Origin of the sequence: Zhongshania sp. (assembly GCF_047636175.1) — a bacterium.
Lineage (GTDB): Bacteria > Pseudomonadota > Gammaproteobacteria > Pseudomonadales > Spongiibacteraceae > Spongiibacter.
The window spans coordinates 116339-131249 of record NZ_JBLIKC010000006.1 but is presented as its reverse complement, the minus strand read 5'-3'; the positions used below and the strand labels follow the sequence as shown (position 1 = coordinate 131249).

Here is a 14911-nt window from a genome sequence, read left to right as displayed (position 1 = left end):
GGAGGGAATGCCGGGGTAAAAAGCGAATCAGTGTCCGGAATGCAATTTGCTGCATATTTCCTCGCCAGATTCCGGTGAATATCCATCAATTTGCCAATAGTATCGACCGCCTCCCCACATTTTATCGAGCGCCGCGCCAAATTCGTCTAATCTAAATCGAATACTCCCATGATAAGCCGTAGACCAGCATCGAGTGCCCAGTTGTGTGTAGCGCTGAGTTACTGACTCCGCTGGGTGCCCATAGCGATTATTGCGAGCCGCAGAAAACACCACCTTGGAAGGTAACACCGCGCGAAGAAACTCGATGCTTGATGAAGTGTTGCTGCCGTGGTGCGGAGCGATTAATACATCTGCCGACAAAGTTTGCCCGCTCGCGATTAATTTGCCCTCGATCGATTTTTCTATATCTCCCGTCAGTAGCAAGGATGTCCGGCCTGAGCTAAGGCGTAGTACGCAAGATGCGTTGTTTCCCGTCAAACTGCGGTCACCATTGCTATTAAGAAACTCAAAATCAACCTCATCCCACTTCCAGCGATGGGGTCTAGCGCAAGCTAAAGCGTCTTTATTTACCTCAGCAAGATTTTCGCCAACACGTAATTCAGCCACGTCTATTTCTTTTAAAAGCGCTGGCGCAGCGCCTGCGTGGTCCCTATCTGCGTGACTGATTACCAATATATCTACCTTATCAATACCGAAACGTCGCAACGCTGGAATCACCACGGCATCTGCGGTATTAAAGCCACTGCCGAAGTCAGGGCCAACATCGTATATCAAGGTTTTTGTGGCTGTTTGCACTAAGACCGACAAGCCCTGCCCCACATCTAGCGTCGTCACCCAAGCTGAACCCACACTGGGCCGTGACGGTGGCATCAAGAAAAGACATAGCAGCGACACCATCGCAAGCCACTTTGCGGGTGTGCCGCGGGGCAGCAATAACACCAAAACAGAAATACTCATAAGAACAAAGCTGAACATGGAAATTGGCACAAAGACTTGCGGAAAACTTCCCGCCGTTAAGGTGAGTCCATTCATCAAGATATCAAGCAAGTAATCTGCAGCCCGCCAACTCCTATCCGCCAGTGATGGTGCCAAGCCTATCAACAATAAACCGCAAAATAGTAAGGGTAGTATCAGCACTGTGAGTAATGGAATCGCCAATAAATTAACCGGAAAACTAACTGGACTTATCCCGTAGCCCCACATCATTAATAGCGGAATTAGGCCCAGCAGTACTACCCACTGGGAACGAAATAAACTTTTTGCAAAGTGGCTGCCCAGCTGTTTGCTGCGCCGTTGGCCTTGAAATGCAAACAGCAATACGCCAACCGCCGCGAATGATAAAGTGAAGCCCGCTCGATGTGGCGCCAAGGGATCGATAATTAATACCAGCAACATGGCCGTAATATATGCCTGCCACACAGAGACATTGCGCTGTAAACAAAAGGCAATTAAAGCCGCCATTGCCATTATTAGTGCGCGCTTAGTAGGCACTGAAAAACCAGCTAATGCGGCGTAGCCAAAAGCAAAGGACAACGCAATATAGGCACCTATTACCAAGGTATTAGCTCGCGGTAACAGTGCGCCAAAAACCCGGCCAATAAAAAACCCCCAAGCCAAAACAATGCCAATATGCATACCCGATATTGCCATTAGGTGGTTGGTGCCAGTGCGCGCAAACACCTGCCACTGCTCACGGCCAATATCGCTGCGATCAGCAAACAGCAGCGCCTTCATAATATTACCATGGCGATACTTTTCTAGATGGCGGCCGATCTTGTCCACAATCCCCTGACGAACACTATTAAATGACGATGCAGGTTTTGAATTTAGGTAGACCGACATCTCTGGGTTACGCACATAACCACGAGCAGAATATCCGCTGGCAAACATCCACCGGCCATAATCAAATGCGCCCGGCGATTGATAGCCGTGGGCCTGGCGCAAACGCAGACTCGCCGTGAAAACGCTGCCAAATTGAGGTGGTGAATCTGCATACCAATTCAACTGCACTAAGCCAAAACCCGAGTATGACGATGGAAGACGACATTTCTTATCGGGTAGATCGTCGCCGCACGCTAGCGCGATTAAATTTGCGTCAAATTGATAGTAGGAGGTGAAACCTTGTCGTGGCTCGGGAACGGTTGTAACTTCGACTGTGGCAGTAAAATCACTGGTCTTTAAACCTTCTGGCAATAATAGCGACACCCGCCAATACCCATAACAACTGGCATAGCCAACAGCGAGCGAAAACGCTAGCCAACTAGCGCTGAGCCTTGAGCGCAGCGCTATATGTAGCAGCACACTCAAAAAGCAGATTAGTCCTAATACGACATAGCTGGGCAGCGCGGAAGCAAACGCAACCGCTATAAGACCGACTATCGCTGCCGTCATCCATGACAACATGCTGGAGTACCCCGATGGAACCGTGCATAATAACGACCCTATATTACCGGTCTGCGGCTCGGTGGATTTTATCTTTCAAAATAGTAAATTAGAATTGCACGGATGGCTCGAAAACTATTTAAACGCTGGCTACCAACGCCCGAAAAAATACGTGAACACCCCTCGGTGCGTATTTTTGGCAGCCTGCTTCATGATCCCAACCTCTGGCATCTGAACCGACGCTCGGTCACCGTGGCGTCGTTCCTTGGGCTGTTTATTGCTTTTGTACCCATTCCAACCCAAATGATCCTCGCCGCATTGGCGGCCATCGTATTTCGAGCTAATCTTCCTATCTCGGTGATGCTGGTTTGGATTACGAATCCGATCACTATGCCAGCCATCTTTTACTTCACCTATAAACTCGGCGCCTTGGCGATGGGGATACCTCCTAATACCTTTCACTTCGAGCTATCTTGGGCTTGGCTAGCCGAGGAATTCACCCATCTCTGGCGGCCTTTGATATTAGGCTGCTTTCTTACTGGCCTGCTATCGGGTCTTGTTGGCGCCGCAAGTGTTCATATTCTTTGGCGTGTCCATGTGATTAAGCGCTGGCGGAAACGGCAGCGGTCTCGGCAAGCCAGACCTTAGCTCAATGACTGCGCAAGGCCTCTGCCGGTGGCATTCTGGATGCCCGCCACGCGGGATAAATTGTCGCCAATAAACTCATCATATACGCAGTAGCACACACCATAAGTACATCAGGGATTCGAACGTCTGACGGCAGGTAATTTATAGGGTAGACGTCACTCTGCAATAATTTGACCCCAGAGATGCTTTCTATCCCTGCCACTAAATCACTAATACCTAATGCCAACAGCACCCCGACAACACCGCCAGCAGATGCGCCGACCGCGCCGATAATAGCGCCATACGTTAGGAAAATTCGTAAAATATCGCCTTGACTGGCCCCCTGACTGCGCAAAATACCAATATCGGCGCGTTTATCATTTACCACCATTACCAGGGTGGACACCACATTAAAAACCGCCACGGCAACCACCGCCAGAAGCATAATCACCACCAACTTACGCGACATTTGAATCGCGTGGTACATATTGCCAAATTGCTGGCTCCAATCCTTCAGCATGTAATGTCTGCCGTGAACCGATGCGAGTTCCCAGGCAATTTGGGGCGCGGCAAACACATCGTCAACCGACACTCTAAGCGATACCGGCGGCGCTTCGCTAAACAGTGATTGAGCCTGATTAATATGCATCAATATTAGCTGCTGATCTAACTCTGTGCCCGTCGCGACCACCGCGGCCACATTCATTTGCACAAACCGGATATTTTGCCGCCCCTCAGCCTGCGGTACGCCCAGCGTTACCCTGTCACCTGCTTCTATCACAAGACGATCGGCCAGCGCTTTGCCAAGAATAAGACCCGATGCGTCTGGTGTTAATATATCGAGATCAACATATTCTTCAATAACAGAAACCCGTTTTTCTGCAGCCGGATCTACCCCAAAAAATACGCTGGGCTCAACCGCAGCGCCCTTGATCAACATGGCGTTGCCCTGCACAAACGGCGCAGTGGCCAGCACATGTGGATGACGCTCAACGTCCTGCTTAAGTTGCTGCCAATCGACTTGCTGATCGGACCAAGGTTGCAGGGTGATATGCGGCACCAGGGCTAAGATTCGATTACGCATTTCGCGGTCGAAGCCGTTCATCACCGACAGCACCACCACAAGTAGTGCAACACCGAGTACCAAACCAAGCATCGATAAGCGCGATAAAAACGACACCAACTGATTACCAGATCGATCTGCGCTGTAGCGAAAACCAATATAGACGGATAAGGAGCGCATTAGGCCTTGGCCTCGTGCAAGCTGCCGTCATATAAGTTGAGCACCCTGTCCATACGCCCAGCTAATGTTAAATCATGGGTCACTATCACCAAGCTAATTGCCAGTTCTTTATTTAACTCTAATAACAGCGCCTGCACGGCCTCAGCATTGTCGCCATCCAGATTGCCGGTTGGCTCGTCCAGTAAAACGCAAGCGGGCTCATTAACCAGGGCCCTTGCTATGGCTACGCGCTGCCGTTCGCCGCCAGAAAGTTGTGAGGGCCGATGTTTTAGCCGATGTCCCAAGCCAACCCGATCTAATAAAGCCCCGGCGCGCTCAAAGGCAACAGCACGTTTGTCGCCGGCAATTAACAAGGGCATGGCCGCATTTTCAAGAGCAGAGAACTCATTGAGAAGATGGTGGAATTGATACACAAAACCCAGTTCTCGATTGCGTAAACGGCTGCGATCACGATCACTCATTGCCGCAATATCACGTCCTCGCACCAGCACTCGGCCTTGCGACGGCACATCTAGCCCACCGAGCATATGCAGCAAGGTCGTTTTACCCGCACCCGATGGACCCACAATAGAGATACGTTCTCCGCTGGCAATATCCAAATCGATGTCGTTCAAGATGGTAAGTTGCTCAGAACCTTGAACATAGAACTTCCATAATTTACGGCACGCTAGTACAGAATCGCTAGGAACTGAATCAACGGTAGTCGAATCAACAGACGTAGAACCTGACATCACATCAGCAGTAGACATAACAACACTCTTTACTCATAGCGCAGAGCCTCTGCAGGCTGGACCCGAGACGCCTGCCATGCAGGGTACAAGGTCGCCAAAAGGCTTAATAACAAGGCAAACCCACTCACAACTGCGACATCCGACCACTGTAAAAATGACGGCAAGCGGGTAATAAAATAGACGTCCGGATTAAAAATTTGCATACCACTTAGCTGCTCCAGCCAAGCCACTAGGTCGCCAACATAAATCGCCAGCGGCACCCCCACAATCAAGCCCAAGCACAGGCCGATAATACCTGTTGCCATACCGTACACCACAAAGGTCGCCATGATCGTGGCAGGGGTAGCACCCATGGTGCGCAGTACCGCAATAGATCCGCGCTTACCCGATACCGCCATACTAAGAATAGAAACAATATTAAACGCCGCAATCAATACGATGAATAGCAACAATAAGCGCACCATCTGCTTCTCCATTTTCACCGCATGGAAAAGACTACCCTGACTATCACCCCAAGTTACCGCGACGCTACCAGCTGGCATCATTGCCGCAAGCTTGGGTAATAAATCTGGGGCGGCAAACATATCCGCTAGCTGAATACGCAAGCCCTCAACATCATTACCTAACTGGTACAGTCGCTGGGCGTCCGCTATATGGATAAATGCACTCGTGCCATCAAGTTGCGCACCGGCGCTAAATACCCCGCTAACCTGAAATCGCTTTTCGCGGGGAAATAAACCAAAGGGAGTCACCGTCACTTTGGGTAAAATAACAGTAAGATCATCACCTATATTCACCCCGAGCTGGCGGGCTAAAATATCGCCTAAAATAATCTGGTACTTGCCGGCATCATCACCCAAGTACTGCCCCGCCACCATATGTTCCGCGACCGCAGACACCGATCGCTCTTGCTGTGGTTCAATGCCGTATAGAGCAACGCCACGGAGTCGTTTAAAAGACGACAACATGGCTTTTCCGCCCACATAAGGCGCCACGCCTTTCACGCCTTCGCTGCCTCTGAGCTGCTGGATATATTCAGGCCAAGCAGCTAAACGCTGCTGAGGACCTTCTATATAGCCGTGAGGGACAACCGACAACACGCGCTGCTGTAATTCCCGCTCAAAGCCATTCATGACCGACATCACCACAATAAGTGACACGGTGCCAATTAGCATGCCTAGTAATGAGAACCAAGACACCAGCGACAGAAAACGATCACTGCCCGAGGCGCGATAAAAATAGCGAATGCCAATACGAAGAAAAAGCGGAACTGCCATAGCGATGAATACAAAAATCCCTGTTGTAAATCTGCGCCTATACTATCACTAGGCACCAAATGATTGCGCTGTGATACTAATAATTATTAAGCTGGCATTGTGCGGCTATATAATATCGATATCTGAGAGGAAGATTAAATGCTTTTGATACTCCACCCCAACATCAAAGATACAGACCCCGCGTACATCAAGACTCTCGGTCACCTCCAACAATTATCGGGCATCACAGTACAACACCACCAAGTCAGCGGCCAACAGCAGCTGCTCCATGAAATATATCTGCTCGGTAGCACCCATACCCTCAGCATCGATGAAATAGAAGCGCTGCCGGCGGTAGAAAAAGTAATCCGAATCTCTGAAGAGTATCGCATTTTAGGTCGCCACAAAGCTGTACACCGCCAAACGGGCTTCCAGTACAAAGGTTTAAGCTTCGATCAGGACTCGCTGCATATCTTTGCCGGCCTGTGCGCGGTAGACAATCCTAAACACGTCGAAGAAATGATGATCGCGCTGAAAGCTAATGGCCTCAGCTGCACGCGAATGGGAGCGTATAAACCGCGAACCAATCCCTACGCGTTTCAAGGTCATGGTAAAACCTGCTTGCCTTGGGTTTTCGACTTGGCAGGTAAACATGGTATCAAGGTCATCGCCATGGAAGTCACCCATGAAAGTCACATGGAGGAAATAGATCAGGCCCTGAAGGCCGCGGGCAATCCATGCGGCGTGATTATGCAGATCGGCACTAGAAATACGCAAAATTTCGAGTTGCTAAAAGCGATCGGCAAGCAAAGTGAGTATCCCGCCCTGCTAAAGCGTGGTTTCGGTATTACCCTCAGCGAATCATTAAATGCCGCCGAATATCTCGCCAGCGCCGGGAATAGTCAGGTGATCTTTTGCCTCAGGGGTATGAAAAGTGAATTTGGTGCGCCCCACCGAAATATGGTGGATTTTGCCCAGGTGCCCACGGTTAAACGCTTGACGAGAATGCCGGTGTGTATTGATCCGTCCCACTCGGTGGGAAGCAGAGACATCGCCCCCGACGGCGTACTTGAGCTCTGCCACGCAACGGCCCAAGGCGTGCTAGCCGGCGCAAATATGATCTTAGTAGATTTTCACCCCGCGCCACAAAAGGCACTCGTAGATGGCCCACAAGCGTTAACGCTAAACGAATTAGAGCCCTTCCTGAAGGATATGGAGATTGCTAGAGCAGCTTATTTAGCGCGGGTGGATGCATGGAAACAGCATACGGCCAATGCATAGGGTTTAGGTTTAGGGTCATGACGGACAGAAAGTAGCACTGAAGGCAAAACACCCTGGGAAGGATGTACCTCAACGAACTTATTAACACCTATACTCTGTGCGGGCGAGCACCCGCAACGAGTATCAGCTCGCGTCGTAAAACTCTGCCTTAGATGCTATCTGCCGAGATTTGTCATTCTCTTCAGTACACTTATTAGGGTCATTGCCACAAAGATCACAAGTATAATCTGGATCATTAAGGGCCGCGCCGACACCACCGCAAGAACCTGCAATAGGCTTGCGCCCCAGCAGTACCCCGATGGACATCGCGCCAACAATAAGGAGCATTACGATAAAAGCTGCAAAAATGGTCGCCATATTAATTCTCCTCTTCTAGATAGGGGCCAAACGATAAGCTATAACGGCTACTGAACCCGTCTGCCGTCTTCTCTACTAAGTAAACGGGAATAGCCAATTGTTCCGCCAGCTGCATGGTTTTTTCACCACCCAACACCAAAAATGCCGTGGCCATCGCATCTGCAAAAGCACAAGACGGGTCCAACACGGTGACTGAGACAAGATTATGCGTAATCGGCCGACCAGTGCGTGGATCAATGGTATGTGAGTAACGCACACCATTTTCTTCAAAGTAGTTTCGATAATCCCCTGACGTCGCCACCCCAATATTACCTAATAGAATGGGCGTGGTTTTGTTAACCTCTAAATCTGGGCTTTCAAGGCCTATTCGCCATGAGTCCCCGCGAGGGCTAAGTCCGGCAACGCGCATTTCGCCGCCAATCTCCACCAAGTAATCCGCACTGCCTAAAGACTCTAGCCATAAAGCCACGGCATCTACACCGTAACCCTTGGCTATCGCAGATAGGTCAATACGCAGCGGCGCAGTTTTTTTAATCTTGTGCTCAGCCAAATCTAACTCAATACGGTCAAAGCCAACGTCTTCTAAGGTTTTTTTAATGGCACCCTCGTCAGGTCTGCCGTCGTGTTTATCTGGCCCAAATCCCCACAGATCAACCAGCGGTCCCACTGTGACGTCAAACGCGCCATTACTCAACCAACTTACTTCCGCCGCCAACACTAAAATATCAAACAGCGTTGGAGTAAGCTGATGCCACTCGTCCGCTGGCATGGTATTTATCTGGCTGAGCTCGGAATCCGGAATATAAGTAGATGCGATTTGACTAAAGGCCACAAGTCGGTCGTCTAAGGCCGCCTTTAAGGACTGCTCTGTCCATTCGCCGGGATTACGCAGGGTAATATGATAGGTAGTACCCATCGTCATGCCGCTGAGCTGCAGAAATTCTGGCGGCGTGGGAGAACAGGCACTTAATAAACATAAAAGCAGCACCAAGGCTGCTTTTATCGGGCGGTATATAATTTTAGCCACCAAAATCATCAAGCAGAATATTGTCAGCCTCAACACCAAGGTCTTCAAGCATCTTAACAACCGCTGAGTTCATCATTGGCGGGCCACACATATAGAACTCACAGTCCTCTGGTGCGTCATGGTCCTTCAGGTAATTTTCATATAAAACTTGATGAATAAAACCCGTTTTGCCCGTCCAGTTATCTTCCGGCTGCGGATCTGACAATGCCAAATGCCATTCAAAATTGTCATTGTCAGCGGCTAGCTTGTCGTACTCTTCTACGTAGAAGGCTTCACGCATTGAACGCGCGCCGTACCAAAACGTAATTTTGCGCTTTGAACCAAGGCGTATAAGCTGATCGAAAATATGTGAACGCATTGGCGCCATACCAGCACCACCACCGACAAACACCATTTCTGCGTTAGTCTCTTTCGCGAAGAACTCGCCAAAAGGACCGTATACCGTCACCTTATCGCTAGCTTTAAGATTAAATGTCCAGGAAGACATTTGACCCGCTGGCAGCGTCAAGTTGTTTGGCGGCGGTGTTGCAGCGCGAATATTAAATTTAACAATGCCCCGCTCTTCTGGGTAGTTCGCCATAGAGTAAGCGCGAATTACAGTGTCTTCCACTTTTGACTCTACATTTAAAAAGCCAAAGCGCTCCCAGTCACCTTTATATTCTGCGGGAATATCAAACTCAGAATATTTTAGGTGATGCGGCGGACACTCCAACTGAACGTAACCGCCTGCACGGAAGTTAACATTCTCGCCCTCAGGCAGTTTCAGGACCAGCTCTTTAATAAAGGTTGCCACGTTGTTATTAGACTGAACGGTGCATTCCCATTGTTTAACGCCGAACACGTCTTCAGGCACTTCAATTTTCATGTCCTGCTTAACCGGAGTCTGGCAGGATAAACGCCAGCCTTCACGGGCTTCGCGAGGACTGAAATGCGCTTCTTCGGTAGCCAGCATAGAGCCACCACCATCTGTAACAATACACTTACATTGCGCGCAGCTGCCGCCACCACCACAGGCAGACGCTAAAAATACGCCCTGCCCAGATAAAGTGTTAAGCAATTTATCACCAGCGGGTACTGTGATTTTCTTTTCGCCATTGATCTCAATAGTGACATTGCCGCTACTCACTAAACGCGAGCGTGCAAATAAGATAACGCAAACCAGCGATAATACTATCGCGGTAAACATTCCCACACCGAGAATAACTACTGTATTCATAACTAGGTCTCCCGTTTTTCTCGGTTAAAGTACAATGCCGCCGAAGGACATAAAGCCCAAGGACATCAAGCCAACGGTGATAAAAGTAATACCCAAACCACGTAAGCCTTCCGGTACATCACTGTACTTCAACTTTTCGCGGATGCCTGCTAGCGCCACTATAGCTAGGGCCCAGCCTGTACCGGCACCAGCACCGTAAACTACTGACTCCGAAAAATTATAATCGCGCTCGACCATAAATAATGAACCACCCAAGATCGCGCAGTTAACGGTAATCAATGGTAGAAATACCCCTAGCGCACTGTAGAGCGCAGGGACATATTTATCCAAAACCATTTCCATGATCTGAACAATAGCGGCAATAACGCCGATGTAGCTCAATAGACCAAGGAAACTTAAATCCACCTCTGGATAACCGGCCCACGCTAAACCACCTTCTCTCAGAAGGTAATTATAGATAAGGCTATTAACTGGTACGGTCACAGCCATAACTACGATCACAGCAATACCCAAACCGAGCGCGGCTTGGATCTTTTTGGATATCGCCAAGAAAGTACACATACCCAAGAAAAAGCTTAGCGCCATATTCTCAATAAATACCGAGCGCACAAATAGGCTAATGTAATGTTCCATTAAAATGCCTCCTTAACACTGCGGGTATTTTTAGTAATCTTGAAATCAGCTTTTTCAACCTGCTCTTTTTTCACGGACCGAACAATCCAGATAAAAAAACCAATCAAAAAGAAGGCGCTTGGCGGTAACAGCAACATACCATTAGGCACATACCAGCCGCCATCAGTCACCAGCGGAAGTATCTCATAGCCTAACAGTTTGCCAGAGCCAAACAGCTCACGAACCACAGCAATCGATAATAACACCACGCTATAGCCCAAACCGTTGCCTATACCATCTACGAAGCTCGCCACCGGCGGATTTTTCATGGCATAGCCTTCGGCTCTGCCCATGACAATACAGTTAGTGATAATCAGACCGACAAACACCGACAACTGTTTACTGATTGCAAACGCGTAAGCTTTAAGCAGCTGATCGACCAATATTACCAAGGAGGCAATTATGACCATTTGGACGATAATCCGAATACTGCCCGGAATTTGCTTGCGAATTAGCGATACCAAAAAGCTAGAGCAGGCGGTAACCAAGGTCACCGCAAGACACATTACCAGTGTCACCTTCAAACTAGAGGTCACCGCCAAGGCGGAACAAATACCCAATATCTGCAGCGCAATAGGGTTATTTTTGATAATTGGATTAGTTAGGGCTTCTCTAATTGTTGACATAGTCTATGCCTTCCCTTGACGCAAGTTACGTAAGAATTCTTGGTAACCCAGCCTACCCATCCAGAATTGCAATAAGTTGCTGACACCGCGGCTGGTTAATGTTGCACCAGATAGGCCATCAACTTTGTTAATAGCGCCCATTGTTGAGGAATCCACATTACCTTTGACCAGTTGAATGGCAACCTCACCATCATCATAAATTTCTTTGCCGGGCCACAAGCCTTTCCATTTCGGATTATCTACTTCGCCGCCCAAACCTGGGGTTTCGCCATGCTCGTAGAAGCCTAACCCAGCCACCGTATTATAATCCTCTTCCAAGGCTAGATAGCCGTAGAGGGTAGACCAAAGACCATAACCACGTACCGGTAATATCACTTTTTGATAATTACCGTTTTCACCGATCAGATACACCAGCCCAAAATTTTCGCGGCGGCGTATATCGGCCAAGTCATTGTCACCCAGTGCAATTGAGGTTTCGCTGTCGTTCGCTATTTTAGACTGCTCAAAACCTTTGAGCGCAATCTCGTCGGAAAATTTACCTGTGCGCAAATCAATGATTTTTGTGGTTACTTGCTTGAACTGAGCCTCAATATCTTCACCCGGAATAAGCAAACCCGCTGCTGCCAAAATATTCTTTTTACGATCTAGAGCTTTATTGGCTACCTGAGCCGGCTTCAGCATTACTGCAGCACTGGCAACAACCAGTGCGCAGACAATACAGAGAACTAGGGCAACCAGAAGTGTTCTCTGCGTACTATCGTTGTTAGCCACGTGCCAACCTCCGCTTGATGTTTGCCTCGACCACAAAATGATCGATTAAAGCTGCAAATAAATTGGCAAACAAAATTGCCAGCATAATGCCCTCTGGAAAGGCTGGGTTGACAACTCGGATCAAAATCACCATCACACCGATGAGTGCACCATAAACCCATTTGCCGGTATTCGTCATTGAGGCAGAAACTGGGTCTGTCGCCATAAACATCATACCGAAAGCAAGTCCTCCCACAACCATATGCCAGTGCCACGGCATTGCCATCATCAAATTGGTGCTGCTATCCATCGAGTTAAATAAAGCCGTGAGCGTGAATGTGCCGAGTAATACCCCAGCAACGATTCGCCAAGATGCAATACCGGTCCAAAGCAAAACTGAGCCGCCAATCAGTATAGCTAGCGTGGACACCTCACCCATTGAACCGTGTACGTTACCAACAAAAGCATCCATCCAAGTCATCTGCTGCTGCACTGCAGCCATACCATCACTAGCCGCAATCGATAGGGCTGTTGCTCCGGTATAGCCATCAACTGCGGTCCATACCGCATCACCTGACAATTGGGCAGGATAGGCGAAATATAGGAAAGCGCGTCCCGTTAAAGCCGGATTAAGGAAGTTCTTGCCGGTACCACCAAACACTTCTTTACCGATGACAACGCCGAAGCTGATACCTAAGGCCACTTGCCACAGCGGTATATTCGGAGGGCAGATGAGTGCGAACAGTATAGAAGTAACAAAAAAGCCTTCGTTAACTTCATGGCCGCGCTTTACTGCGAACAACACTTCCCAGAAGCCGCCAGCAACAAAAGTTACCGCGTAAACCGGAACGAAAAACCAGACACCGTGCCAGAGATTATCCCAGATGCTTGTTGGATCGTAGCCCGCCAACATTGAAATCATGACATGACGCCAGCCCTCCCCTGCGACAATGCCAGTATCCAGCATGATTTGGTTGGCCTGAAAACCAATGTTCCACATACCATAGAACATGGCCGGGAAGACGCAAAACCAGACTGTAATCATGACTCGCTTTAGGTCAACTCCGTCGCGAACATGAGCATTTGTCTTAGTTACAGATGACGGCGTATAAAAAATAGTATCGGCTGCTTCGTACAGCGCATACCATTTCTCAAAACGACCACCTTTTTCAAAACTTGGCTCGATATCATCGAGAATTTTTCTCAGCCCCATGATTTAACCCTCTTTCTCTATACGGCTTAAATTGTCGCGAAGGATTGGCCCATACTCATATTTGCCAGGGCAAACGTAAGTACATAGCGCGAGGTCTTCCTCATCCAACTCTAAACAACCCAAAGTTTGTGCAACTTGGGTATCACCAACGATAAGTGAACGCAGTAACTGGGTCGGCAAAATATCTAGGGGCATTATTTTTTCATATGCCCCGATTGGTACCATTGCCCGCTCGCTGCCATTCGTGCTAGTAGTGTAAGAAAAACGTTTTTTGAAAAACTGTGACCAGTAAATACGCAGCAGGGAATGTTTATTCACCCCTGGGGATAACCAGCCCATAAATTGACGGTTATTGCCCTCTGCGAGGACCGTTACTTGATTGTGATAACGCCCTAAAAATGCGGTTGCGCCGCGAGCCGTCCTACCGCCCAACACCGAGCCGGATATAACACGGTTATCGCCTGGTATAAGTTGTCCAGCGCACAACTCATCAAGGCTGACGCCCAAACGGGTTGCAATTAAGCGTGGATTCTCAACCTGAGGTCCCGCCAGTGATATCACTCGGTCGGCACTCAATTTACCTGTGGTAAACAACTTACCAACCGCAATAACGTCTTGATAGCCAATTGACCATACTATCTTGAGCGCACTCGCCCCTTCCAGAAAGTGAATATGAGTGCCAGCCAGGCCTGCAGGGTGAGCGCCCCCAAATTCAGCGACATGCAGTTGGTCATTATCTAGGCTAGGGATATTTCTATTAGGCGCCACACACAAATGGACTTTACCGCTAGTTAAACGACAAAGCAGCTCCAGGCCATTAGTAAAATCTTGCTCTGACCGCGCAATAATAAGCGCTGGATCAGCAGCCAAGGGCTGAGTGTCGATCGCCGTAACAAAAATTGCGGCTGGAGCACTGCCAATCTTAGGGATACGGCTAAACGGCCGGGTACGAAACGCAGTCCAAAGCCCGGATTCCACGAGATTTTCCGTTACCTGCTCGGCTGTCAGCGTAGACAGCGCAGATGCATCATACTGGTTGAAACTTTGGTAGTCGTCTTGTTCTACATCGATAACCACCGACTCTAGAATTCGCTTTTCACCGCGATTAATCGCAGAAACAAGACCTGTTGCCGGCGAGGTGTAACGCACGCCTTCATTTTTCTTGTCGGTGAATAAAAGTTGACCCGTTTTGACACGATCGCCGATTTTGACCGCCATAGTAGGCTTCATACCGATGTAATCGAAACCAACTACCGCAACCGAACGCACTTTTGAGCCGGACTCAATACGCTGATCGGGCTCACCCGACATGGGTAAATCCAGCCCTTTGGTAATTTTAATCATAAGTTTGGCAAATACTCTTACGGTTAAACGCGAAATTGCAAATTTGCGTAAGGGGAGTGCGAAAGCGCTCCTGAAATAATGCGAAAACTGAATGTTCAGCTACGCATGAAAAAACTCTCGCAAGTATAAAGACTCACGGATGTGCTTGCTAGAGCAACCCCAAGGATATGACAGACTTTGCAAACA

The 14911-nt window shown here is 48.8% G+C and carries 14 protein-coding genes; 2 read left to right on the top strand and 12 right to left on the bottom strand.

Features of this window, described 5'->3' with window-relative positions; genetic code table 11:
• Nucleotides 1-27: 27 nt before the first annotated feature.
• Nucleotides 28-2403 (bottom strand): DNA internalization-related competence protein ComEC/Rec2, encoded by a 2376-nt coding sequence (locus ACI955_RS05095; protein ID WP_415242650.1) that lies wholly within the window; start codon nucleotides 2401-2403, stop codon nucleotides 28-30.
• Nucleotides 2404-2505: 102 nt separating this feature from the next.
• Here ACI955_RS05095 and ACI955_RS05090 point away from each other — a divergent pair, with 102 nt between their 5' ends.
• A complete protein-coding gene (locus tag ACI955_RS05090) occupies nucleotides 2506-3030 on the top strand; it encodes a DUF2062 domain-containing protein (protein WP_415242649.1) in 525 nt (174 codons plus the stop codon).
• A 1-nt stretch (nucleotide 3031) separates the two neighbouring features.
• On the opposite strand, the gene ACI955_RS05085 is transcribed toward ACI955_RS05090, so the two are convergent.
• The 3 genes from ACI955_RS05085 to ACI955_RS05075 are packed head-to-tail and all read right to left on the bottom strand — an operon-like array spanning nucleotide 3032 to nucleotide 6260.
• The gene (locus ACI955_RS05085; RefSeq protein ID WP_415242648.1) at nucleotides 3032-4252 is read right to left on the bottom strand and encodes a lipoprotein-releasing ABC transporter permease subunit; all 1221 of its coding nucleotides are present in this window, start codon (nucleotides 4250-4252) and stop codon (nucleotides 3032-3034) included.
• The gene (gene lolD, locus ACI955_RS05080; protein WP_415242687.1) at nucleotides 4252-4983 is read right to left on the bottom strand and encodes a lipoprotein-releasing ABC transporter ATP-binding protein LolD; all 732 of its coding nucleotides are present in this window, start codon (nucleotides 4981-4983) and stop codon (nucleotides 4252-4254) included. The genes ACI955_RS05085 and lolD overlap by 1 nt, the downstream gene beginning before the upstream one ends.
• A gap of 29 nt (nucleotides 4984-5012) precedes the next feature.
• On the bottom strand, nucleotides 5013-6260 hold the full coding sequence (locus ACI955_RS05075; protein WP_415242647.1) for a lipoprotein-releasing ABC transporter permease subunit: 1248 nt from the start codon (nucleotides 6258-6260) through the stop codon (nucleotides 5013-5015).
• Nucleotides 6261-6398: 138 nt separating this feature from the next.
• Here ACI955_RS05075 and ACI955_RS05070 point away from each other — a divergent pair, with 138 nt between their 5' ends.
• Nucleotides 6399-7520, top strand: a complete 1122-nt coding sequence (locus ACI955_RS05070) for a 3-deoxy-7-phosphoheptulonate synthase (protein ID WP_415242646.1) — start codon at nucleotides 6399-6401, stop codon at nucleotides 7518-7520.
• A 123-nt stretch (nucleotides 7521-7643) separates the two neighbouring features.
• On the opposite strand, the gene nqrM is transcribed toward ACI955_RS05070, so the two are convergent.
• From nqrM to ACI955_RS05030, 8 genes are read right to left on the bottom strand one after another with little or no spacing between them, the layout of a single operon-like run.
• Nucleotides 7644-7877: a (Na+)-NQR maturation NqrM gene (nqrM, locus tag ACI955_RS05065; protein WP_415242645.1), complete on the bottom strand. Its 234-nt coding sequence runs from the start codon at nucleotides 7875-7877 to the stop codon at nucleotides 7644-7646.
• Nucleotide 7878: 1 nt separating this feature from the next.
• A complete protein-coding gene (locus ACI955_RS05060) occupies nucleotides 7879-8904 on the bottom strand; it encodes an FAD:protein FMN transferase (RefSeq protein ID WP_415242644.1) in 1026 nt (341 codons plus the stop codon).
• Nucleotides 8897-10120 carry an NADH:ubiquinone reductase (Na(+)-transporting) subunit F gene (gene nqrF, locus ACI955_RS05055; RefSeq protein WP_415242643.1) on the bottom strand — a complete coding sequence of 408 codons (1224 nt, stop codon included), beginning with the start codon at nucleotides 10118-10120 and terminating at the stop codon, nucleotides 8897-8899. Before nqrF ends, ACI955_RS05060 begins: the two co-directional genes overlap by 8 nt.
• Before the next feature lie 24 nt (nucleotides 10121-10144).
• On the bottom strand, nucleotides 10145-10753 hold the full coding sequence (gene nqrE, locus ACI955_RS05050; RefSeq protein WP_415242642.1) for an NADH:ubiquinone reductase (Na(+)-transporting) subunit E: 609 nt from the start codon (nucleotides 10751-10753) through the stop codon (nucleotides 10145-10147).
• Nucleotides 10753-11418 carry an NADH:ubiquinone reductase (Na(+)-transporting) subunit D gene (locus ACI955_RS05045; RefSeq protein ID WP_415242641.1) on the bottom strand — a complete coding sequence of 222 codons (666 nt, stop codon included), beginning with the start codon at nucleotides 11416-11418 and terminating at the stop codon, nucleotides 10753-10755. Before ACI955_RS05045 ends, nqrE begins: the two co-directional genes overlap by 1 nt.
• A 3-nt stretch (nucleotides 11419-11421) precedes the next feature.
• Nucleotides 11422-12189, bottom strand: a complete 768-nt coding sequence (locus tag ACI955_RS05040; protein ID WP_415242640.1) for a Na(+)-translocating NADH-quinone reductase subunit C — start codon at nucleotides 12187-12189, stop codon at nucleotides 11422-11424.
• The gene (locus tag ACI955_RS05035) at nucleotides 12182-13381 is read right to left on the bottom strand and encodes an NADH:ubiquinone reductase (Na(+)-transporting) subunit B (protein WP_415242639.1); all 1200 of its coding nucleotides are present in this window, start codon (nucleotides 13379-13381) and stop codon (nucleotides 12182-12184) included. Before ACI955_RS05035 ends, ACI955_RS05040 begins: the two co-directional genes overlap by 8 nt.
• 3 nt (nucleotides 13382-13384) lie before the next feature.
• Complete coding sequence (locus tag ACI955_RS05030; protein WP_415242638.1) at nucleotides 13385-14725, bottom strand: Na(+)-translocating NADH-quinone reductase subunit A; 1341 nt, start codon at nucleotides 14723-14725, stop codon at nucleotides 13385-13387.
• Nucleotides 14726-14911: the final 186 nt, after the last annotated feature.

Excerpts from the sequence above, each read along its gene's own strand:
- ACI955_RS05095 (WP_415242650.1), bottom strand. The coding sequence starts at position 2,403 with ATGTTGTCATGGATGACGGCAGCGATAGTCGGTCTTATAGCGGTTGCG.
- ACI955_RS05090 (WP_415242649.1), top strand. The coding sequence starts at position 2,506 with ATGGCTCGAAAACTATTTAAACGCTGGCTACCAACGCCCGAAAAAATA.
- ACI955_RS05085 (WP_415242648.1), bottom strand. The coding sequence starts at position 4,252 with ATGCGCTCCTTATCCGTCTATATTGGTTTTCGCTACAGCGCAGATCGA.
- lolD (WP_415242687.1), bottom strand. The coding sequence starts at position 4,983 with ATGTCAGGTTCTACGTCTGTTGATTCGACTACCGTTGATTCAGTTCCT.
- ACI955_RS05075 (WP_415242647.1), bottom strand. The coding sequence starts at position 6,260 with ATGGCAGTTCCGCTTTTTCTTCGTATTGGCATTCGCTATTTTTATCGC.
- ACI955_RS05070 (WP_415242646.1), top strand. The coding sequence starts at position 6,399 with ATGCTTTTGATACTCCACCCCAACATCAAAGATACAGACCCCGCGTAC.
- nqrM (WP_415242645.1), bottom strand. The coding sequence starts at position 7,877 with ATGGCGACCATTTTTGCAGCTTTTATCGTAATGCTCCTTATTGTTGGC.
- nqrF (WP_415242643.1), bottom strand. The coding sequence starts at position 10,120 with ATGAATACAGTAGTTATTCTCGGTGTGGGAATGTTTACCGCGATAGTA.
- nqrE (WP_415242642.1), bottom strand. The coding sequence starts at position 10,753 with ATGGAACATTACATTAGCCTATTTGTGCGCTCGGTATTTATTGAGAAT.
- ACI955_RS05045 (WP_415242641.1), bottom strand. The coding sequence starts at position 11,418 with ATGTCAACAATTAGAGAAGCCCTAACTAATCCAATTATCAAAAATAAC.
- ACI955_RS05035 (WP_415242639.1), bottom strand. The coding sequence starts at position 13,381 with ATGGGGCTGAGAAAAATTCTCGATGATATCGAGCCAAGTTTTGAAAAA.
- ACI955_RS05030 (WP_415242638.1), bottom strand. The coding sequence starts at position 14,725 with ATGATTAAAATTACCAAAGGGCTGGATTTACCCATGTCGGGTGAGCCC.